The sequence below is a fragment of the Streptomyces sp. NPDC051576 genome (assembly GCF_040681835.1).
GTDB lineage: Bacteria > Actinomycetota > Actinomycetes > Streptomycetales > Streptomycetaceae > Streptomyces.
In genome coordinates this window covers 103,423-124,389 of sequence record NZ_JBFAZO010000002.1, presented here as the reverse complement: position 1 = coordinate 124,389, position 20,967 = coordinate 103,423, and the positions used below count along the sequence as shown (strand labels likewise).

The window sequence follows — 20,967 nt, the reverse complement described above, 5'->3', positions numbered from 1 at the left end:
CCGTGAGTCCACGGTCCACGCGGCATCGTCCCGGAAAGGGCGCCCGGAAGAACGCGTTCTGACAATAGTTGACCCGATTGGGCCGCCGGATGCGCTCGAACGCTCTCTGAACGCTCCCGAATCGCTCTCAGATCAGCGAAAGTTGCGTCGGTTCGGACATCGGCGCTTCGGCCGGTTCCGCCGGCTCGGGAATCCGGCGCGGCATCCCCGCGCGCGCGGGACCGATGCCGTACTCCTGCGCCAGGTCGTGGACCTGACGGGTGATCCGGCGCTGATACCACTTCGGGGCGTACGAGCCCTCCGCGTACAGCCGCTCGTAACGGCGCACCAGATGCGGGTGGTGATGCCCGAGCCAGGCCATGAACCACTCGCGGGCGCCGGGCCGCAGATGCAGCACCAGCGGGGTCACGGAGGTGGCCCCGGAAGCCGCTATCGCCCTTACCGTGGCGCGCAGTTGGGCCGGATGGTCACTCAGGAAGGGGATCACCGGGGCCATCAGGACCCCGACCCCGATGCCGTGCTCGGTCAGGGTCCGTACGACGTCCAGGCGCCGCTCCGGGGACGGCGTGCCCGGCTCCACCGTGCGCCACAGGGTGGGATCGGTGAAGCCCACGGAGACCGAGATGCCGACATCCGTGACCTCCGAGGCCTGCACCAGGAGGTCCAGGTCGCGCAGGATCAGGGTGCCCTTCGTCAGGATCGAGAAGGGGTTCGCGTGGTCGCGCAGGGCGCCGAGGATGCCCGGCATCAGCCGGTAGCGGCCCTCCGCGCGCTGATAGCAGTCCACGTTCGTGCCCATCGCTATGTGGTCGCCGAGCCAGCGCCGGGAGCCGAGCTGGCGGCGCAGCAGGTCCGGGGCGTTCACCTTGACCACGATCTGCGAGTCGAAGCCGAGGCCGGTGTCCAGGTCCAGATAGCTGTGGGTCTTGCGGGCGAAGCAGTACACGCACGCGTGCGAGCAGCCCCGGTACGGGTTGACCGTCCACTCGAAGGGCATGCGGGAGGCCCCCGGCACCCGGTTGATGATCGAGCGGGCCCGCACCTCGTGGAAGGTGATTCCGCGGAACTCCGGCGTGTCGAAGGTACGGGTGGTCACCGCGTCCGCGCCGAACAGCGCGACGTCGGCCGTCCGGCTGTGGCCGTCGGACTCCACTGTGAGGTTTTCCCAGCGCATGACGCCTCCTCGGTAGTCCTGCCCCCAGAGTGAAACACTTGTTCGAATTACTGTGCAAGTGCTCTTCCCGATCGCCTCGGATGTTCTGAGGCACCCCGATTTGGGCGACCGAGTGCGCGGGTGGTTGGCTTGCCTCCACCCCGAGAACGCAAGTCCTGGAGGAACCCGATGGCGCAGGTCGAAGCGACTACCGAGCGGGTCGTCGCAGCCGACGCGGAGGCTGTCTTCGACGCCCTCGCCGACTACAGCGGCACGCGCGCGAAGCTGCTGCCCGAGCAGTTCAGCGAGTACGAGGTGCGCGAGGGCGGTGACGGCGAGGGCACCCTCGTGCACTGGAAGCTCCAGGCCACCAGCAAGCGCGTCCGCGACTGCCTCCTGGAGGTCAGCGAGCCCACCGACGGCGAACTGGTCGAGAAGGACCGCAACTCCACCATGGTCACCACCTGGCGGGTCACCCCGGCCGGAGAGGGCAAGTCCCGCGTCGTCGTGACCAGCACGTGGAACGGCGCCGGCGGCATCGGCGGCTTCTTCGAGCGGACCTTCGCCCCCAAGGGCCTCGGCCGCATCTACGACCTGGTGCTCGACAGGCTCGCCACCGAAGTCGAGAAGTAGCCCCCCAGGGGTCCTCAAGGGTCCCCAAGGGCCAAAGGGAGGCTCCCCAGGGCGTGTTGACGCCCTCGTGTGCCCCTCACCGGTTCGAGTGGATCTCCGTTCGAGCCGGGCGTACGCCGTAACTCGTCACGTCTGCCCGCAGTTGTCGCCGAAAGCGGGAATTGTGCGGCAGGCGCGACGAGGGGAGCGGTACGTGGGCGGGACGACTCTGGTGCAGGACGAACGGCCCCCGGCGCCCCCGGAGACACCCGTCCCCGCACCCGTCGACAAGGCCGAACTGAGCCCGCGCCGCGTGCGGTTGGTCTTCCTCGGGCTGATGCTCGCGCTGCTGCTCGCCGCCCTCGACCAGATGATCGTCGCCACCGCGCTCCCGAAGATCGTCGGCGAACTGCACGGCCTGGAAAAGATGTCCTGGGCGATCACCGCCTACCTCCTCACCTCCACGGTCGGACTGCCGGTCTACGGAAAGCTCGGCGACCTCCTCGGCCGCAAGAGCGTCTTCCAGTTCGCCATCGGCGTCTTCGTGATCGGCTCCGCGCTCGCGGGCCGCGCCCAGTCCATGGACCAGCTCATCGCCTTCCGCGCGGTGCAGGGCATCGGCGCCGGCGGCCTCATGATCGGCGTGCAGGCGATCATCGCGGACATCGTGCCGCCCCGGCAGCGCGGCCGCTTCATGGGCCTGATCGGCGCCACCTTCGGACTCGCCTCGGTCGCGGGGCCGTTGCTCGGCGGCTACTTCACCGACCACCTCTCCTGGAGGTGGTGCTTCTACGTCAACGTGCCCTTCGGCGTGGTGACCCTGGCCGTCGTGACCGTCGTACTGAAACTGCCGAAGCCCACCGCCAAGGCCCGGCTCGACATCCTCGGCGCGCTGCTCCTCGCCGCCGCCTCAACCTGCCTGGTGCTGCTGACCAGTTGGGGCGGGACCGAGTACGCCTGGGGTTCGCGCGTCATCCTCGGCCTCGGCGCGGGAGCGGTGGCCGCCGCGGTCCTCTTCGTCGTCGCCGAGCATTTCGCACCCGAACCCCTCATCCCGCTACGGCTGTTCAGGGACGCCGTCTTCAACGTCACCGCCCTGGTGGGCCTGGTGATCGGGGTCGCGCTGTTCGGGGCCGCCAGCTATCTGCCGACCTTCCTCCAGATGGTCGACGGGGCCAGCGCCACCGAGTCCGGGCTGCTGATGCTGCCCATGATGGGCGGCATCGTCGGCGCGTCGATCATCTCCGGGCAACTCATCAGCCACACCGGCCGCTACAAGCTCTACCCCGTCCTCGGCAGCGCCCTCGCCGCCCTCGGCATGTGGCTGCTGTCCCGGCTCGAAGTCGACACCTCCCGGCTGCAGTACAGCCTCTGGATGGCCGTCCTCGGCGCCGGCATCGGCATGGTGATGCCCGTCCTCGTCCTCGCCGTGCAGAACTCCGTACGCCCCGCCGACCTCGGCACCGCCACCAGCGCCAACAACTACTTCCGGCAGATCGGCGGCAGCGTCGGCGCCGCGATCTTCGGCACCCTCTTCGCCGACCGGCTCACCGACGCGCTGCGCGACCGCCTCCCCGCGCGCGCGGGTGCCGGACTCCCCGACCCCCAGTCCATCACCCCGCAGCTCGTCCACGCGCTGCCCCCGGCACTGCGCGACAGCTACATCCGGGCCTACGCCGACGCCATGCCGCGGATCTTCCTCTACCTGGTGCCGGTGCTCGCCCTCGGCCTGCTGATCGCCTTCTTCCTCAAGGAGAAACCACTGGTGTCCCACAACGCCCCCGCCGAGACGTCGGAGACCGCGCCCTTCAACTCCCCGATCCCGCAGGCCCGTTCGCCGCACGCGGCCGGGATCCCGGTCTGCGGCACCGTGCAGCATCCCGACGGGACCGTCGTGCCCCGCGCGGCGCTCACCCTCATCGACGTCTCCGGACAGCAGATCGGGCGCGGCGCCAGCGGCGGAGACGGGCGCTACGCGCTGTCGACGCCCGGCTCCGGGTCGTACGTCCTGATCGCGGCGGCGGGCGGGCACCAGCCGCAGGCGGTGTCCGTGACCGTGGGGGAGCGGCCCGTCGAGCTCGACGTCGTCCTCGGCGGCGCCGGACGTCTCGCCGGGAGCGTGCTGACCGCCGACGGCACCCCGGTGCGCGAGGCCGCCGTGACACTCACCAACGTGCACGGCGAGGTGGTGGCGAGCACCCGCAGCGGGCGTGAAGGGGGCTATGTCATCAGCGAGTTGGTGGCCGGCGAGTACACCCTCGCCGCCAGCGCGCCCGCGTTCCGCCCCGCCGCGCTCCCGGTCAGCGTGCAGGCGTCCCGCGAGACCCGGCAGGACGTCGAACTCGCCGGCGGCGCCGTGCTGCGCGGCACCGTCAGGGCGACCGGCGGGCGCCCCGTCGAGGACGCGCGCGTGACACTCCTCGACGCGGCGGGCAACGTCGTGGACACCCTCACCACCGGACCCGACGGAACCTTCCGGTTCGTCGACCTGTCCTCCGGCGAGTACACGGTGATCGCCGCCGGATACCCGCCCGTGGCCACCGTGCTCCAAGTGGCGGGCGGGGGACGCACCGAGCGGGACCTCCAGCTCGGCCACGAGGACTGAGTCCCGCGTCAGGGGGCGCGAAGGCGCACGCCGGTGCGATTGGGTGGAACCAATTCCAGGAATGCCACACATCGCGACCGGCCGCCCCCGTAGCGTGGTGGACGGCGGCACAGATCTTGCGAGCCGTGGGGAGAGAGGGCCTGGGCCATGGACCGTGGCACCGAGCGGGAGTCAGCTCCCGGCCGCGGGGCCGGGTACGACGTGGTGGCGGAGCACACCGCGGCCGGTCGTGTTCCGCTGGCCGTGGTCCTGGTCGACCGCGACGGCCTCGTCTCGCACTGGAGCCGTGGCGCCCGGCGGCTGTTCGGCGCCACCAAGGACGAGGCGATCGGCCAGCCCGCCCTCGATCTGCTCCCCGTCTCCGGAGCCCTGCCCGAGGACGAGGGCACCGACCCCTACGACGCGTTCGCGGCCTACGACGGCCTCGGCCCCGACCTGGAGTCCTCCCTCGACTCGGGCCTGTCCTACCCGGCCGCAGGACGCGCCCGCCTCACCGTGCCCGAGCGAAGCGAGATGGGGGTCCCCCCGCCCGAAGGGTGGGGGAGTGATCGCGTGGACGTCCTGTGGTGGGCGTATCCGCTCGTCGGCCCCGGCCGGGAGCGGCTACTCGTGCTCGCCGCCGACGCGGGCGGCCTTCGCCAGGACGCCGACGACGCCTTCGAGGACGGCGCCTTCGAGCGCATAGCACCCGGCTTCGCCCTGCACACCGACTTCCCCGGCGCCGAGGAACTCGCCCGCAGGCTCCCCGAGATCCTGCCCAGCATGAGCGTCGGCGACAGCGCCCGCATCGTCTCGCAGGTCCTCGAACTGGGCTATCCCGTCCTGGAGTTCAGCCAGAACGAGCGGGTGCCGGTGACCCCCGACTGGGGCGTGGCCCGGCGCGCCGAGCGCAAGGCGCGCCGCGAGCGCGCCGCCCTCGCGGTCGCCGAGGGACTGCCCGTGCCGCAGACGGTCCTCGACGACGAGGGCGAGGACCTCGAATACGTCGCCGTACGCGAGCGCCTGGAGTTCCTCAACGAGGTCAGCGGCCGCATCGGCACCTCGCTCGACCTCGCCACCACCATCGTCGAGGTCAGCCGGGCCGTCGTCCCCCGTTTCACCGACGTCGCCGGCACCTATCTGCGCGAACAGGTCGTCGCCGGCGAGGGGTTCCCGGACGGCGTGCCGGACACCACCACCATGTGGCACCGGGTCGCCCTCGAACACACCGACGAACCCGGCCGCTGGGACGACGTCGTACCGGTCGGCGAGGCCATGCCGTTCCCGGCGCACACGCCGTTCTTCCAGTGCATGACCACCGGCGAGCCCGTCCTCGTGCCGCGCATCAGCGAGCAGATGGGGCACATGATCGCCTCGCAGTTCGAGAAGCGCGACATCCGGCCGCTGATCACCGGCCGCTCCATGCTGGTCGTCCCGCTCAAGGCGCGCAACGTCGTCCTCGGCTTCATGATCCTGCTGCGCCACCCGGAGCGCGTCGAGTTCAACGACATGGACCGCGTCACCGGCGCCGAACTCGCCGCCCGCGCGGGCCTCGTGCTCGACAACGCGCGCATGTACACCTACCAGGAGAGTGTCGCCGAGACCCTCCAGGACAGCATGCTGCCGCACATCCCGCCGCGTATGGCGGGCTGCGACATCGCCACCCGATACCTGCCGGGCACCCTGCTGGGACGTGTCGGCGGCGACTGGTTCGACTCGGTGAAACTGCCCGGCGCCCGCACCGCGCTGGTCGTCGGCGACGTCATGGGGCACGGCCTCAACTCGGCCGCCATGATGGGCCAGTTGCGCACCGCCGTGCAGACCATGGCCACCATGGACCTCCCGCCGGCCCAACTCCTGCGCAACCTCGACGACTTGGCGCAGCGCCTGGGCGACACCTATCTCGCGACCTGCCTCTACGTCGTCTACGACCCGATCGCTGGCGAACTCCACCTCGCCAACGCGGGCCACATCCCGCCGGTGATCGTGCGCGCCGGCAACGGCCGCAGCGAGCTGCTCGATCTGCCCACGGGCGCCCCCATCGGCGTCGGCGGGGTGCCCTTCGAGGCGGTGCGCGTGCGCGTGGACCCCGGCGACCGGCTCGTGATGTGCACCGACGGTCTGGTGGAGGTGCGGGGCGAGGACATCGGCGTAGGACTCGCGACGCTGAGCGAGTCGGCCGCGCATCCGGCCGCGTCCATGGACGACGCCTGCGACACGATCATCCGCTCCCTGGGAACCCGCGGCGGCCGCAAGGACGACGTCGCCCTCCTGATGGCCCGCCTCAACGGCATCGAGCCCGACGACGTCGCCGAGTGGCGGCTCGCCCTCGACCCGGTCGAGGCCCGCCGGGCCCGCCCGCTGGTCAGCGAGCAGCTCCACGCCTGGGGCCTCGACCGACTCGCCGACACCGCCGCACTGTTGGCCGGCGAACTGGTCACCAACGCCGTACGCCACTCCCGCGGCCGCCGGGCCGAACTGCGCCTGGTGCGCGGCGACACGCTGCTGTGCGAGGTGGACGACGACGATCCCACCCTGCCGACCCTCCTCAGCACCGGCCCCGACGACGAGTCCGGACGCGGACTGCACGTCGTCGGCATGCTCGCCCGCGAGTGGGGCGCCAGCCGTACGACCGCCGGCAAGACCGTCTGGTTCGAACTCACCCTGCCCCGCCGCTGAAGCCCAGGCGACCAAGGGGGCGCACGAGGCGCACATCGGCGTACACGTGCCGAATGAGCAGTGAAGGAATGCGCCGTGTGCTTGTGAGCGGGACCCCGGCGCGATAGACCGTACTGGCCCGTCACTTAAGGCGGAACGGCCTCGCATCCTGGGGAGTTGGGCATGAGCGTGACCAGTCGGTACCGGGAGGCCTGGGAGGGTTTCTGGCGCGAGGCGCCCGAGGAGCAGGGGGCCGTCTTCTGGGACGCGGCGCCGGCCCAGACGGTGGGGCTCCATCTCGCCCTGTTCGAGCCGAAGTTGCGAGATCCCGGCCTTCAGATGGTGGACCTCGGCTGCGGCAACGGCACGCAGACCCGTTTCCTCGCCGACCGGTTCACCCATGTCGTCGGCGCCGACCTGTCGGAGGCGGCCGTCGAGCACGCCCGGCACGCCGACCCGGCGGGGCAGGCGACCTACCGGCTCCTCGATGCCGCCGACAAGACCGAGGTCGAGGCACTGCACGCCGAACTCGGCGACGCCAACGTCTATATGCGGGGCGTGCTGCACCAGGTCGAGCCCGACGACCGGCAGCCGCTGGTGGACGGGATCGCCACGCTCGTCGGGGAGCGCGGCCATGTCTTCCTCGTCGAACTCTCCGAGGCCGCCCGCCCGATCCTGGGCGGCCTGGCCCAGGACCCGGAGGGACCGCCCGCGAAGCTCGTCCCGATCCTCCGCCATGGCATCGTCCCCGGCGAGGTGTCCGACGACCAGGTGCCCGACCTTCTCCGCACGGCGGGCCTCACCGTCCTCGCGAGCGGTGAACTGCCCCTGATCACCACTGAGTTCAGGGCAGACGGCGCCCGCATCGAGCTCCCGTCGAAGTGGCACATCGCGAGCCGCGCGGTGTGAGACGACAGGGGGAGGCAGGGCGGCTCACCGCCTCCCCCCGCCCGCATTACCCGAACTGGTGCTTGAGGAACGAGCCGGACCACGCCATCAGGTCCGCGGGCACGTAGTACCCCTTCTCGTCGTTGATCGCGTCCCAGTTCTTCGCCACGTCCTCGACGGAGGCGTCGCCCCCCTGGTGGGCGTACCCCTCCGTCGAGGCCAGAAAGATCCGCGCGAAGCGGCCCGCCCCGGCCGTGTAGATCTCCCCGCTGACCGGGCAGTCCTCGTGCGCGAGGTAGGCCACCATCGGCGCCACAGCCGACGAGGGCATGTACGGCATGCCCTCCACCGTTTCGGTGGGCTCCTCCTCCGGTCCGCCGCCCATCCGGGTCATCGCGGCCGGCGCGATCAGGTTGACCTTGATGTTGTGCGGCGCACCGGCCAGCTTCGCGCTGCGTGCCATGCCGACCGTGCCCGCCTTCGCGGCGGCGTAGGACAGGTTGTTGTCCATGCCGAACATGCCGCTGGAGGTGGTCAGGACGACCCGGCCGTAGCCCTGCTCCACGAAGTGCGGCCAGGCCGCCCGCATCGTGTTGAAGGAACCGAGCAGGTGGACGGCCAAGTGCCGTTCCAGGTTGTCGAGTTCGATCTCCGGGAGGCCCGCGTACCGGATGATCCCCGCGTTGTTGACGAGGACGTCGATCCGGCCGAAGGCCCGCAGCGCGGTGTCGACGATGGCCTCGCCGCCCGCCCGCGTGGACACGTCGTGGGTGTCGGCCACGGCCTGGCCGCCCGCCGCGACGATCCCGTCGACGACCTTCTGCGCGGGTCCGGCGTCGGAGCCCTCGCCCTCCATCGACCCGCCCAGGTCGTTGACGACGACCTTCGCCCCGCGTTCCGCCAGCAGGCGGGCGTAGGCGCGGCCGAGGCCACGACCCGCGCCGGTGACGACGGCGACGCGTCCTTCGAAGCCGAACTCGCTCATGGATGACTCCAGTTGTGTGCGGGTGGAAGCGGCGGCCGCTACCAGGTGACCGGCAGCGATTGAATGCCGTAGGCGAGCGCGTCGTCCCGGCGGAACTCCAACTCGCTGAAGTCGACCGCGAGTCGGAGGGTCGGGATGCGCCGGTAGAGGGTGCCGTAGACGACCTGCAGCTCGATGCGGGCGAGCTGCTGGCCGAGGCACTGGTGGATTCCCCAGGCGAAGGCGTGGTGGTGCCGGGCCTCGCGGGTGATGTCGAACTTCTCCGGCTCGGGGAAGGCCGCCGGGTCCCAGTTGCCGGCCGGCAGCGCGGCGATGATGCCCTCGCCGGCCTTGATGGTGACGCCCTCGATCTCGATGTCCTCGGCGGCGATCCGCCGCTGGCCGAGCGCCGGGATCGTCGTGTAGCGCAGGATCTCCTCGACCGCGTTCGCGACGACCTTGGGGTCGTCCGTCTCGCGCAGCAGCTTGAGCTGGTCGGGGTTCTGCAGCAGCAGGGCGGTGCCCATGGTGATCATGCTGGCGCTGGTCTCGTGGCCGGCGATCAGCAGGATCATGCAGAGCAACGTGGCGTCGGGGAGGGTGAGTTCGCCCGCCTTGATCCGCGCGCCGAAGTCCGAGATGACGTCCTCGGTGGGCTCCTCCATCTTGGCCGTGAGCATCTTGGCCAGATAGCCGCCCAGCTTCGCGTTGGCCTCCCGGTCCTCCTCGGCGGTCTTGTCGCTGCGGGTCGCGAAGGAGGCCCACTCCTGGAAGAACTCGTGCTCCTCGTACGGCACACCGAGCAGCGCGCAGATCATCATCGAGGGCAGCGGCAGTGACAGCGCGGTCACCAGGTCGACCGGCTTCGGGCCCGCGAGCATGTCGTCGATCAGCTCGTCGGTGAAGCGCTGGATCTCCGGCCGCAGCTTCTCCATGCGGTTGCGCGTGAACGGAGCCGTCATCATGCGGCGGATCCGCGTGTGGTCGGCGCCGTCGGCGTTGAAGATGGTCAGCGGGTGGTGCTGGACGTTCTCCGCCATCGCCTGGTTCGGCAGCGGGAACCCGGGCTGCTTGTCGTTGGAGCTCACCCGCGGGTCGGACAGGATCGCGCGCTGCGCGGCATGCCCGGTCACCAGCCACGGGGTGGAGCCGTCCCAGATACGGCCCCGGGACACCGGCGCCTTGTCGTTCAGCTCGCGCAGCCCGGCCGGCGGCGCGAAGGGGCAGGTGCGGTCGCGCGCGCCCGGGTAGTCGAAGATCTCCGCGTCGGGGGCGGCGAGATCCGTCTCGGCCTCGGACATGGTCGTTCCTCCAGATGAGGGTGGGGTGGGGGGAGTGAGGGGGGTGAGGGGAGGCGTACCGGTGGTCATTCCTCGATACGGATCGCGAGCGCGGGGCACACCGCCGCCGCGTTCCGTACGTCGTCGGCCAGTTCGGCCGGCGGGTTCTCGTCCAGCAGGATGACGATGCCGTCCTCGTCACGCTGGTCGAACACGTCCATCGCGGCGGCGACGCACTGTCCGGCGGCGACGCACTTGTCCTCTTCGACGACAACCTTCATGACAACTCTCCTGATCGTTCAGTGGGCGGGGGAGGGGACCTGATCGACGATCTCCTGACGGCGCTGCCTGGCCTGCTTGGGCATGTTCCAGCCGAGGATCCCGGTGACCCGGCCGCCGCTGCGGTAGCGCACGACGAACCGGCGGGCCGCCAACTCGCCGTCCACGACGTCCACTTCGGCATCGGCCGGCAGGAAGCCGTGCACCTGGAGCTTGGCGTCGAACTGGTCGGTCCAGAAGTACGGCACCGGCTCGTAGGGCCGGTCCTCCCCGAGGATCGCGCCCGCGACCGCCATGGCCTGCTCGGTGGCGTTGGTCCGGTTCTCCAGCCGGATCAGCCGGCCGAGCCGCTCGTGGTGCCAGCGGGCCACGTCACCGACGGCGTAGATGCCCGGCGCGGCCTGGCAACGCGAGTCGCACACCACGCCGTTGTCGAGTTCGAGCCCGCTGTCGGCCAGCCACTCCGTCGCCGGTGTCGCTCCGATCGCGACCACTACGACGTCGGCGGGCAGCATCTCGCCGGTGCTCAACTCCACGCCGCAGACCCGGCCTTGGTCGCCGAGCAGGCCCACCACGCCGTTGCCGAGGCGCAGTCGCACCCCCCGTTCGGTGTGCAGCTCCGCCAGCAGCCCCGACACCAGCGGGCCCACCTGGAGGGCGAGCGGTCCCGTCAGCGGGCCGGCCAGGGTGACGTCCAGGCCCAACGTTCGTGCGGTGGCGGCGATCTCGGAGCCGAGGACCCCTTCGCCGACGACCACCAGCCGTGATCCGGCGAGCAGATCCGTCCGCAGGGCGAGCGCGTCGTCGAGGGTGCGCAGCACATGCACACCGGTCAACTCCCCTTGCCCGGGCAGCACTCGGGGCTGTACACCGGTGGCGATCACGATCGCGTCGGCGCTCAGCTCGCGCCCTGACTCGGTGCGCACGGTCCGGGTCGCCGGGTCCAGGGCGACCGCGGGGTCGCCGAGCACGAACTCGGTGTCCAGGCCGGACAGCATCTCCTCGCTGCGCAGGGCGGACCGGCCCGGTTCCCAGTCGCCGGAGAGGATCTGCTTGGACAGCGGCGGACGGTCGTACGGGGCGTGCGGTTCGGCGCCGAGCACCGTGATCCGGCCCGTGTACCCCTTGCGCCGGAGGGCCTCCACCGTGGTCAGCCCGGACGCGGAGGCGCCCACCACCAGCACGTGGGCCACGGCCCCGGTGTCGTCCTCGATGCTCATGTGCACTCCGTTGCAGCGTCGTTGCGATGTTCCGTGCGGGCTTACGCGAGGTAGCGTCCGCCGTTGGTGCTGAGGGTCTGGCCGGTGACGTAGGAGGCCTCTTCGGAGGCGAGGTACGCCACGGCGTAGGCCACGTCCTCCGGGGTGCCGGCCCGCTTCATCGGCATGTGGGCGGCGGCCGTCTCGATGTCGACCGGGCCTTCGCGGACCAGGGGGGTGTCGATGAAGCCCGGCGGGACGTGGTTCACGGTGATGCCCTTGTCGACGTACTCCATCGCGAGCGTCCGGGTGAGGCCGATGACGCCGCCCTTGGAGGCCGCGTAGTGGGCCATGGAGGGGGCCCCGGTCTGTGCCGAGGAGGACGAGATGTTGATGATCCGGCCCCAGCCCGCCGCCAGCATGTCGGGCACGAGTTCCCTGGTGACCAGGAAGGGGCCCTTGAGGTTGACGCCGATGATGCGGTCCCAGGACGCCTCGGAGATGCTCGTGAACGGCTCGTAGGCGGTGATGCCCGCGTTGTTGACGAGGATCGTGACCGGGCCGAGCTCCTCGCGGGTGCGGGCGGCGGCCGCCGCCACGGCGCCGGCCTCGGCCGCGTCACCGGGGACGGCGATCGCCGTACCGCCGGCCTCCTGGACGGCCGCCGCGGTCTTCTCGGCGCCCTCGCTGTTCAGGTCCCACACCGCGACCGCGGCTCCCCTGGCCGCGAGCACCTTCGCGATCGACTGGCCGATGCCGCGTCCGCCGCCGGTGACGACCGCGACCTTTCCCTGCAGTGACATGTGCGCTCCCTTGCGCTCGTGCGCGGTGCCGGAGGACGGACACCGGTGGTTCGTTCAGTACTCGCCCAGAGCCTCGCCCAGGGCCTCGCGGACCGCGGTGCGGGCCGCCACGGCCCGGGGGAAGCCGGTGTATCCGGCGGCGTGGTAGAGGACCTCGGCCAGCTCGTCCCTGGTCACTCCGTTGGTGAGGGCGACGCGGGCATGGGTCTTGATCTCGGTCTCGGCACCGAGCGCGATCAGGATGCCGAGGGTGACCAGGCTGCGGTCGCGCGGGGCCAGGCCCTCGCGGCCCCACAGCGCGCCCCACACGGTGGTCAGGCCGATCTCGACGAGATCCTCGCCGAGCTTGCCGTCCCGCATGTCGAGATCACCCTCCGCGGGAACCACCCCAGGGAGCGCGGCCCGCAGGGCTTTTACGCCCGCGGCACGCAGATCGGTGGTTTCCTTGACGTCTTCGGCGCTCATGCGCGACTCCCGGTCCATGCGATTGCATTCGTCCCAACCCGAAAGTTAGATCAAACGGTCGGTACAATCAATGCCTGCCGCGTAATGGCCGGTAGAAGCTCTCCGGTCCCCGCCATTGCTCGGGCTCGGGCCCTCATCTACTCTCGGTCTGAATATTCGACCGACTGGTCGAACTATCAAACCAGGCTCGCTGGGAGCCGCAGCCCAGTCACCTTGGAGGGCACATGAGCGCATCTTCGAAACCGGCGGTCCAGGACCGGGTCGACGTCCTCGTCATCGGGGCCGGCGTCACCGGCATCTACCAGCTCTACGCCGCCCGCGAGGCCGGGTTCTCGGTGCGGCTCCTGGAGGCCGGCAGCGGCGTGGGCGGCACCTGGTACTGGAACCGCTACCCCGAGGCGCGCTTCGACTCCGAGAGCTACACCTACGGCTACCTCTTCTCGAAGGAGCTGTGGGAGGAGTGGGAGTGGTCGGAGCGGTTCGCCGGCCAGCCCGAGATCGAGCGCTACTTCAACCACGTCGTCGACAGGTTCGACCTGCGGCGCGACATCCGCACCGGCGTCAAGGTCACCTCGGCCGTCTTCGACGAGCCCTCCGGCACCTGGACCGTCCGGGGCAGCGACGGCACCGAGGTCCGGGCCCGCTACGTCGTCGCGGCCACCGGCAACCTCTCGGTGCCGTTCATCCCCGCCATCCCCGGACGCGAGGACTTCCGCGGCGAGCAGCACCACACCGCGCGCTGGCCGAAGACCCCGATCGACTTCACCGGCAAGCGGGTGGCCCAGATCGGCACCGGCTCCAGCGGGGTGCAGATCATCTCCGCGATCGCGGACGACGTAGCGCAGTTGACGGTGTTTCAGAAGGACGCCGACTGGCTCACGCCGCTCAACAACGGGCCCATCACGCCCGAGGAGCAGGCCGAGCTGAAGGCCAACTACGAGTCCATCCGGGAGACGTTGGACACCTCGCCGAGCGGGTTCCTGCACCAGATCGTCATGCGCTCCGGACTCGACGACAGCCCGGAGGACCGCCAGGCGTTCTACGAGGAGCGGTGGAACGGCCCGGGCTTCACCAAGCTGACCGAGCACTACATGGACATGCTGTCGAACGAGACGGTCAACGCGGAGTGGTGCGCGTTCCTGGCCGACAAGATCCGCAGCATCGTCAAGGACCCGGAGACGGCGGACAAGCTGATCCCCAAGGCCCATGGCTACGGCGGCCGTCGGCCCCCCTTCGGCACCGGCTACTACGAGACGTACAACAAGCCGAACGTCTCCCTCGTCGACATCAACACGATGCCGATCACCCGCATCACCGAGGACGGCATCGAAACCGCCGACGGTGCCCGGGAGTTCGACATCATCATCTGGGCCACCGGCTACGACTTCGGCACCGGCGCCCTCAACAGGCTTGGCGTGCAAGGGCGTCAGGGGCTCTCGCTCAAGGAGTACTGGGCCGAGGGGCCGCGCACCTACCTCGGCACCGTGACGGCCGGCTTCCCCAACTTCTTCTTCCCCGGCGGCCCGCACGGCGCCACGGGCAACAACCCGCGCTACGCCGGCGACCAGGTGGACTTCGTCGTCGACGCCATCGTCCACACCCGGGACAGCGGCCACGACGTCATCGAGGTGACCGAGGCCGCCGAGACGGAGTGGACGGACACCATGAACAACAGCACGATGTCCTCCTTCCTGGAGAGCAGCTACTTCTCCGGCGGCAACATCCCCGGCAAGCCGGTCAAGCAGCTCCTCAACCCGACGGGCCGGTGGGCGCTCCAGGAGGCGATCGCCGCCGTCAAGCAGGAGGGGTTCCCGACCTTCGTCCTGTCCAAGGCCGAGACACCTGATGTCTGAACGCCTGGATGCCTGAACGGCCGGACGCCCGTGCCGCCCCGGACGTGGGCGGCACGGGCGTCCGGGTCTCCGTGCCCTACGGCACGAGGGTCGTGACGCGCTGCTGGAAGAGCCAGCGGCCCTCGTGCAGGCGCAGCACGTCGTCGTAGCGGCCGGTCATCTGGACGCTCCAGCCGGTCTCGCCGCGCGCGAAGAACGCCAGGTTGCTGGTGGCCGTGACCTCGTCCTCGGTCGCCGAGGTGATCACGGTGTTGCCGAGCATGTGCAACTGCGGCTGCTCGGGCGAGAAGCCGCCGAAGCCCTGCCGGATGGCCTCCCGTCCCTCGAACTTGGCCATGCCGACGATCTCGGCGGTGCCGTCGGGGGTGAACAGGTCGGCGATGGCGTCGGTCCGGCCGGAGTCCAGGGCCTGGGCGTAGGCGGCGACGGCGCTCTGTACGGCGGCCGTGACGGACGGGTCGATCGTGGTGGTCATGTCACTCCAAGGTCGAGAAGGCTGGGGAACGCCCAAGTGGGCTGGGGGTGAAGGCCGTTACGCCTGGTACGTCGTCTTCCTGCGGTGCAGCAGCCAGGCGCCGTTCTCGCGGCGCAGGGTGTCGTCGTAGTGCCCGACCACGCCCACCGCCCAGCCCGCCTCGCCGCGCTGGAGAAAGACCACGTCGCTCAGGGCGCGGGCCGTGCCCTCGCCCGTGGACGTCACGACGGTGTTGGTCACCAGGTGGAGCTGGGGCAGCGCCGGGGCCCACCCCTTGAAGGCCTCGCGGAGCGCGTCGTGCCCCTCGATCGGGTCCATGCCCGGCACTTCCAGGACGCCGTCGGGCGTGTAGGTCGCGACGACGTCGTCGGTGCGGCCGGCGTCCTGGGCCTGGGTGTGCGCGCCGAGCACGGCCCGGACGCCCGCCACGACCCACGCCTGTGTGGATTCGCTCATTCTTCGCTCCAAGGTCGGGTGTTTCGACCACTCAGTCTATTGATGAGTCGAAGATAAAGGGAGGGGTGCGCGTCGGATTCGTTGACCGATCGGTACAATTCCAAATAACATGCGGGCGGCCGGTCAACGGGGACTTGTCGCCGAAGGAGGCGTGAACATGACGAAGCGTTGGAAGCAGCGTCCGCCGGGCTCGACGTGGGGCGATTGGGGCGAGGACGACGAACTGGGTCGTATCAACCTGCTCACTCCCGAGAAGGTCCTCCAGGGGGTCCGCGAGGTCGAGGCCGGGGTCAGCTTCAGCCTGAGCCTGCCCCTCGACTATCCCGGTGGGTCCGCGCTGAACCAGCGGCGGTACCCGCCGATCCTCAGGCCCACCGAGGACCTGGCCCACAAGCAGGACGTCTTCTACAACGTCGTCGCCCGCGAGCAGATCGACCCGCAGTTGATCGACGTGTGGTCCGACGACGTGGTCACCCTCTGGCTGCAGTACTCCACCCAGTGGGACTCCCTCGCGCACCAGGGCGCCGAGTTCGACGCGGACGGCGACGGGGTCGCCGAGCCCGTCTACTACAACGGGTTCCGGCCGGGCGAGCACCTCGTGGGACCGCAGGAGGACGCCAAGGGCGACGGCAGCGGAAGCATCAGCTTCGCCCGCAACCTCGGCCTGGAGAAGATGGCGGAGCACGGAGTCCAGGGACGCGGTGTCCTCATCGACATCGCCCACCACCTCGGCACCGACTACCAGCCGGTCAGCTTCAAGCAGTTGCAGGACATCATGACCGCGGACAACGTGGTCGTGGAGCCCGGCGACATGGTCCTGCTGCACACCGGCTTCGCCACCCAGGTCCTCGCCTGGGAGAAGAACCCGGACCCGGTGGCGATCCACCAGACCGCCGCCTACCTCGACGCGGACGACCCGGAGATCCTGAACTGGATCACCGAGTCGCAGATGTCGGCGCTGATCTCCGACAACTACGCGGTCGAGGGCGTGGCCACCACCAAGGCCCAGGGCCCGCACACGCTGCTGCCGATCCACCACCTGTGCCTGTTCAAACTGGGCGTCCCGCTGGGCGAGTTGTGGTACCTGCACGACCTCGCGGCCTGGCTCCGCGAGCACAACCGCAGCCGCTTCCTGCTCACCGCGCCCCCGCTCAACCTGCCCGGCACACAGGGCAGTCCGCTCACACCGGTCGCGACCGTCTGAGAGCGCTACGACGGGAAGGGCCCCCGGAATCTCCGGGGGCCCTTCCCGTCGTAGCGTCACACCGCCGCGATCCTCCGCAGCGTCTCCGCGATCGTGTCCCGCGAGGGCAGCCAGACCCGCTCCAACGAGGGTGCGTACGGCGCCGGGACGGACGGCGGTGCCACCCGGGTGACCGGCGCGTCCAGGTGCCAGAAGCCCTCGTCGACGGCCATGGCGGAGAGTTCCGCGCCGACACCGAAGTCCCGCACCGCCTCGTGCGCGATGACCAGGCGGTTGGTCTTGGCGAGCGAGGCGAGGACCGTCTCGCGGTCCAGCGGGGCGATGGTGCGCAGGTCGATCACCTCGACGCTGATGCCCTCGCTCGCGAGCAACTCCGCGGCGGCCAGGCCGTCCTGGACCATCCGCGACCAGGACACCAGGGTGATGTCGGTGCCCTCGCGGACCACCTTCGCCTTGCCGAGCGGGATCAGGTGGTCGGCCGGCGGCATGGGGCCCTTGAGGCCGTACTGGAGCCGGTTCTCCACGAAGACCACCGGGTTGGGGTCCTGGATGGCGGCGCGCAGCAGGCCGTAGGTGTCCGCGGGGTTGGACGGCATCACGACCGTCAGCCCGGGGATGTGCGCGAGCAGTGCCTCCAGGCTCTGCGAGTGCTGGCTGCCCGAGGAGCGGCCCGCGCCGAACTGCGTGCGCACGACCAGCGGCATGGAGGCCCGGCCCCCGGTCATGAAGCGCAGTTTGGCGGCCTGGTTGAGGAGCATGTCGAGGCAGACGCCGATGAAGTCCATGTACATGATCTCCACCACCGGCTTCATGCCGGCCATGGCCGCCCCCACCGCCGTACCGACGACGGCGCTCTCGCTGATCGGCGTGTCCCGCACCCGGCCGGGGAAGGCCTGCGCCAGCCCGCGGGTGAGACCGAAGACGTTGCCGCCCGCGCCGACGTCGATCCCGGCGACGAACACGCTTGGATCGGCGGTCAGTTCATGCTCCAGAGCCAGTCGTACGGCGTCCATGGACCGGAAGATCTCGGCGTCGGCCGGGAGCGGCGCGGGCTCGGGGACGGGGAGGCGGGGCGCGGAGACGTAGTCGTGCAGGGTCTCGGGGTCCGGTTCCGGCAGGCTCCTCGCCCAGTCGACCGCCGCCTCGATCTCCTTGTCGATCTCCTCGTCCACGGCGTCGGCGGCCGCCGGGTCCAACTGGCGGCGGGCCACCAGCAGCGGGTCGCGTTCCTTGGCGGCGGCGACCTCCTCGGCGGGGCGGTAGCGTTCGGGATCGCCCTCGTAGTGGCCGTGCCAGCGGTACGTCTCGGCCTCCACGAGCACCGGGCCGCCGCCCGCGCGCAGCCGCGCGACCACCCCGGTCATGGTCTGCGCGACCGCCAACACGTCGTTGCCGTCGACGTGTTGGTAGCCGATGCCGTAGCCGGCGGCGCGCGCGGAGAGCGGGGCGCGGTGCTGCTCGGAGGCGGGGGAGAACTCGGAGTAGTGGTTGTTCTCGCAGAGGAACACCACCGGCAGATCCCATACGGCGGCCAGGTTCACGGCCTCGTGGAACATGCCCTGAGCCACCGCCCCGTCGCCGAAGAACGCCACCACCACGTCACCGGCCGCCCGCAGTTTCGCGGCGGTCGCGACCCCGGCGGCGATCGGGAGGCCGGCGCCGACGATGCCGTTGGCGCCGTAGATCCCGAGGCCGGGGTCCGCGATGTGCATCGAGCCGCCGCGGCCGTGGCAGGTGCCCGCCTCCTTGCCCATCAGCTCGGCCATCATCGATGCCGAGTCCAGGCCCTTCGCCAGGACATGGCCGTGGCCGCGGTGGGTGGAGGTGATGCCGTCGCGTGCGCCCAGCGGCCAGCAGGCGCCGACGGCACTGGCCTCCTGACCGATCGACAGATGCAGGAAGCCGGGGATCTCCGTCGCCTTGTACAGCTCGGACGCCCGCTCCTCGAAACGCCGGATGCGGCGCATCCGGCGGTACATCTCCAGGAGCTGGTCCGGTTGTGCGGAGCCGGTGCCGGTGTGATGCGATGCCTGAGTCATGCGGTCCTCGCTTTAATGTACCGTTTGGTCTAGCAAACTAGAGCGACGTCCCCGGATCCGCTTCCCCCAGGCGTGCCGCAGCGCGGCGCCTGTGCGGATACGGGAAGCGCGCACGTCGTCACAGCCAGGGGAGAGAACACATGCCACGACCGCCGGGTCATGGGCCGGGCTTCGAAGTCAGACGCCAGAAGATCATCGACACCGCGGCGTCCCTGTTCGCGCGACAGGGCTACGCGGCGACCTCCATCAACGACCTGGGCCGCGCGGTCGGGCTCGCCAAGGGTGCCCTGTACTACTACATCGGCTCCAAGGAGAACCTGCTCATCGAGATCCAGTCGCGGGTGCTCGGGCCGCTGCTGGCCCGCGCCAAGGAGATCGCGGCCCTCGACGAGGCTCCACTGCTGCGGCTGCGGCTGCTCTCCGAGTCGCTGCTGACGATCATCTTCCGCAGGCTCGACCACATCTGGGTCTACGAGCACGACTACCGCAGCCTCGGCGGCGACGAGCTGGCGACGGTGCTGCGGCAGCGCTCCGACTTCGAGCGGCTGATCACCGGCCTGCTCACCGAGGCCGTCGAGGAGGGGAGCTTCCGCGCCGTCGAACCGCACCTGGCCACCCTGGAGTTCCTCAACCTGCACAACCACACCTACCAATGGGTGCGGCCGGACGGCAGTTGGGACGCCGCGTACCTGTCCGGCGAGTACTGCTCGACGCTCTTCCGCGGTTTCGCCGCGTCCGAGGGCGCCCTGCCGGACGTCGAGGCGCTGGCCGCCGACTTCAAGCGGGCCCGACCCGAACTGCCCCTCGACCCCGAGGAGTTGTGGGAGGAAGCCGTCTCCGTGGCGAGCTGACCGGACCGGTGGTGCGCCCCCGCTCGGGCGCACCACCGGTACCGCCCCGTCACGCGCCCTTGACCAGGGCCCTGGCGATGACATTGCGCTGGATCTCGTTGGTGCCCTCGCCGATCTCCAGGATCTTGGCGTCGGCGTAGAAACGGGAGATCTCCGACTCGCGGACGTAGCCGTAGCCGCCGTGGATCTGGAGCGCCTGGGACGCGGCCCGGTTGGCGACCTCGGAGGCGTACAGCTTGGCCATGGCGGCCTCCGTGCTGTGCGGCCGGCCCTGGTCGGCGAGCCACGCGGCGCGGTACACCATCCAGCGGGCCGCCTGGTACTCCGTACCGATGTCGGCGATCTTGTGCGCGACCGCCTGGAAGTCGGAGAGCGGACGCCCGAACTGGTGCCGTTCCTTGGCGTGTTTGACCGCGAGCGCCAGCGCCGCCTTGGCCAGTGAGAGGCCCAGGGCCGCCACGCTGATCCGGCCGCCGTCGAGGACGGACAGGAACTGCCGCAGCCCGTTGCCCTCCTCGCCGATCAGATGGTCGTCGGAGACCCAGCAGTCGGTGAAGACCAGCTCCCGGGTGTCCATGGCGTGCCAGCCGAGCTTCTTCAGCTTGGCGCCGACCGTGTAACCGGGCGTGCCGGTCGGCACGTAGAAGGTCGCGTACCCCTTGCGTCCGTCCGCGCCCTTGCCGGTGGTGGCCAGCAGGGTGACGCCCTGGCTGATGTCGGTGCCCGCGTTGGTGATGAACATCTTCGTGCCGTTGATCACCCAACCGCCGTCCGCCCGGCGGGCGGTGGTCGCGATCCCGGCCGCGTCGGAGCCGGCCTCCGGCTCGGTCAGCCCGAACGCGCCGATCGCCTCACCCTTGGCCAGCGGGGTCAGCCAGCGCCGCTTCTGCTCCTCGGTGCCGTACGCGAGCAGCGGCAGGGTGCCGATGGTCGAGTGGGCGTTCCACGAGGAGGCCACCGACTGGTCGGCGGCGCCGAGTTCCTCCATCACCGCGACATAGGTGACCGTGTCCGAGCCCGCCCCGCCGTACTCCTCCGGTACGAGCATGCCCATCAGGCCGAGTTCGCCGAGCTTGGTGAAGACCTTGGTGGGGAAGATCTCGTTCTCGGACCACTCGGCCGCGTGGGGCGTGATCTCGTTGGCCGCGAACTCGCGGACCATGTCCTGCAGGGCGAGGGTCTCCTCGGGCAGGTCGAAGTCCAT

18 protein-coding genes are annotated in these 20,967 nt (G+C 70.4%); 7 read left to right on the top strand and 11 right to left on the bottom strand.

Annotated features, from left to right (window positions below; genetic code table 11):
* Positions 1–127: 127 nt before the first annotated feature.
* Entirely contained in the window at positions 128–1,174 is a 1,047-nt protein-coding gene (locus AB0M63_RS06470; RefSeq protein ID WP_366018618.1) for an Rv2578c family radical SAM protein, read from the bottom strand.
* Between the two features lie 168 nt (positions 1,175–1,342).
* Here AB0M63_RS06470 and AB0M63_RS06465 point away from each other — a divergent pair, with 168 nt between their 5' ends.
* The 4 genes from AB0M63_RS06465 (at position 1,343) to AB0M63_RS06450 (ending at position 7,916) form a co-directional block, all read left to right on the top strand.
* Entirely contained in the window at positions 1,343–1,786 is a 444-nt protein-coding gene (locus AB0M63_RS06465; RefSeq protein ID WP_355906805.1) for an SRPBCC family protein, read from the top strand.
* Positions 1,787–1,979: 193 nt separating this feature from the next.
* A complete protein-coding gene (locus tag AB0M63_RS06460) occupies positions 1,980–4,370 on the top strand; it encodes an MFS transporter (protein WP_366018617.1) in 2,391 nt (796 codons plus the stop codon).
* A 147-nt stretch (positions 4,371–4,517) separates the two neighbouring features.
* Positions 4,518–7,028 (top strand): SpoIIE family protein phosphatase, encoded by a 2,511-nt coding sequence (locus AB0M63_RS06455; protein ID WP_366018616.1) that lies wholly within the window; start codon positions 4,518–4,520, stop codon positions 7,026–7,028.
* Between the two features lie 162 nt (positions 7,029–7,190).
* Positions 7,191–7,916: a class I SAM-dependent methyltransferase gene (locus AB0M63_RS06450; RefSeq protein WP_355906797.1), complete on the top strand. Its 726-nt coding sequence runs from the start codon at positions 7,191–7,193 to the stop codon at positions 7,914–7,916.
* Positions 7,917–7,962: 46 nt separating this feature from the next.
* Here AB0M63_RS06450 and AB0M63_RS06445 read toward each other — a convergent pair whose 3' ends face one another.
* The 6 genes from AB0M63_RS06445 to AB0M63_RS06420 form a co-directional block, all read right to left on the bottom strand.
* Positions 7,963–8,880 carry an SDR family NAD(P)-dependent oxidoreductase gene (locus AB0M63_RS06445; RefSeq protein WP_366018615.1) on the bottom strand — a complete coding sequence of 306 codons (918 nt, stop codon included), beginning with the start codon at positions 8,878–8,880 and terminating at the stop codon, positions 7,963–7,965.
* Between the two features lie 38 nt (positions 8,881–8,918).
* Positions 8,919–10,160: a cytochrome P450 gene (locus AB0M63_RS06440; RefSeq protein ID WP_366018614.1), complete on the bottom strand. Its 1,242-nt coding sequence runs from the start codon at positions 10,158–10,160 to the stop codon at positions 8,919–8,921.
* A gap of 65 nt (positions 10,161–10,225) precedes the next feature.
* On the bottom strand, positions 10,226–10,420 hold the full coding sequence (locus AB0M63_RS06435; RefSeq protein ID WP_355906788.1) for a ferredoxin: 195 nt from the start codon (positions 10,418–10,420) through the stop codon (positions 10,226–10,228).
* An 18-nt stretch (positions 10,421–10,438) separates the two neighbouring features.
* Complete coding sequence (locus AB0M63_RS06430; RefSeq protein WP_366018613.1) at positions 10,439–11,638, bottom strand: FAD-dependent oxidoreductase; 1,200 nt, start codon at positions 11,636–11,638, stop codon at positions 10,439–10,441.
* A 41-nt stretch (positions 11,639–11,679) separates the two neighbouring features.
* Complete coding sequence (locus AB0M63_RS06425) at positions 11,680–12,420, bottom strand: SDR family NAD(P)-dependent oxidoreductase (protein WP_355906782.1); 741 nt, start codon at positions 12,418–12,420, stop codon at positions 11,680–11,682.
* 54 nt (positions 12,421–12,474) lie between these two features.
* The gene (locus AB0M63_RS06420; protein ID WP_355906779.1) at positions 12,475–12,885 is read right to left on the bottom strand and encodes a carboxymuconolactone decarboxylase family protein; all 411 of its coding nucleotides are present in this window, start codon (positions 12,883–12,885) and stop codon (positions 12,475–12,477) included.
* A 224-nt stretch (positions 12,886–13,109) separates the two neighbouring features.
* Between AB0M63_RS06420 and AB0M63_RS06415 the strand changes: the two genes are divergently transcribed.
* A complete protein-coding gene (locus AB0M63_RS06415; protein WP_366018612.1) occupies positions 13,110–14,738 on the top strand; it encodes an NAD(P)/FAD-dependent oxidoreductase in 1,629 nt (542 codons plus the stop codon).
* 76 nt (positions 14,739–14,814) lie between these two features.
* Here AB0M63_RS06415 and AB0M63_RS06410 read toward each other — a convergent pair whose 3' ends face one another.
* Together AB0M63_RS06410 and AB0M63_RS06405 are read right to left on the bottom strand one after the other, a co-directional pair.
* Positions 14,815–15,213, bottom strand: a complete 399-nt coding sequence (locus tag AB0M63_RS06410) for a nuclear transport factor 2 family protein (RefSeq protein WP_355906773.1) — start codon at positions 15,211–15,213, stop codon at positions 14,815–14,817.
* Positions 15,214–15,270: 57 nt separating this feature from the next.
* Positions 15,271–15,669 carry a nuclear transport factor 2 family protein gene (locus AB0M63_RS06405; RefSeq protein ID WP_355906770.1) on the bottom strand — a complete coding sequence of 133 codons (399 nt, stop codon included), beginning with the start codon at positions 15,667–15,669 and terminating at the stop codon, positions 15,271–15,273.
* Positions 15,670–15,826: 157 nt separating this feature from the next.
* Between AB0M63_RS06405 and AB0M63_RS06400 the strand changes: the two genes are divergently transcribed.
* The gene (locus tag AB0M63_RS06400; protein ID WP_355906767.1) at positions 15,827–16,873 is read left to right on the top strand and encodes a cyclase family protein; all 1,047 of its coding nucleotides are present in this window, start codon (positions 15,827–15,829) and stop codon (positions 16,871–16,873) included.
* 56 nt (positions 16,874–16,929) lie between these two features.
* Here AB0M63_RS06400 and AB0M63_RS06395 read toward each other — a convergent pair whose 3' ends face one another.
* Positions 16,930–18,912, bottom strand: a complete 1,983-nt coding sequence (locus AB0M63_RS06395; protein ID WP_366018611.1) for a dehydrogenase E1 component subunit alpha/beta — start codon at positions 18,910–18,912, stop codon at positions 16,930–16,932.
* Between the two features lie 140 nt (positions 18,913–19,052).
* Between AB0M63_RS06395 and AB0M63_RS06390 the strand changes: the two genes are divergently transcribed.
* A complete protein-coding gene (locus AB0M63_RS06390) occupies positions 19,053–19,763 on the top strand; it encodes a TetR/AcrR family transcriptional regulator (RefSeq protein WP_366018610.1) in 711 nt (236 codons plus the stop codon).
* Positions 19,764–19,812: 49 nt separating this feature from the next.
* Here the strand turns inward: AB0M63_RS06390 and AB0M63_RS06385 are convergent, their stop codons facing one another.
* Positions 19,813–20,967, bottom strand: a complete 1,155-nt coding sequence (locus tag AB0M63_RS06385; protein WP_366018609.1) for an acyl-CoA dehydrogenase family protein — start codon at positions 20,965–20,967, stop codon at positions 19,813–19,815.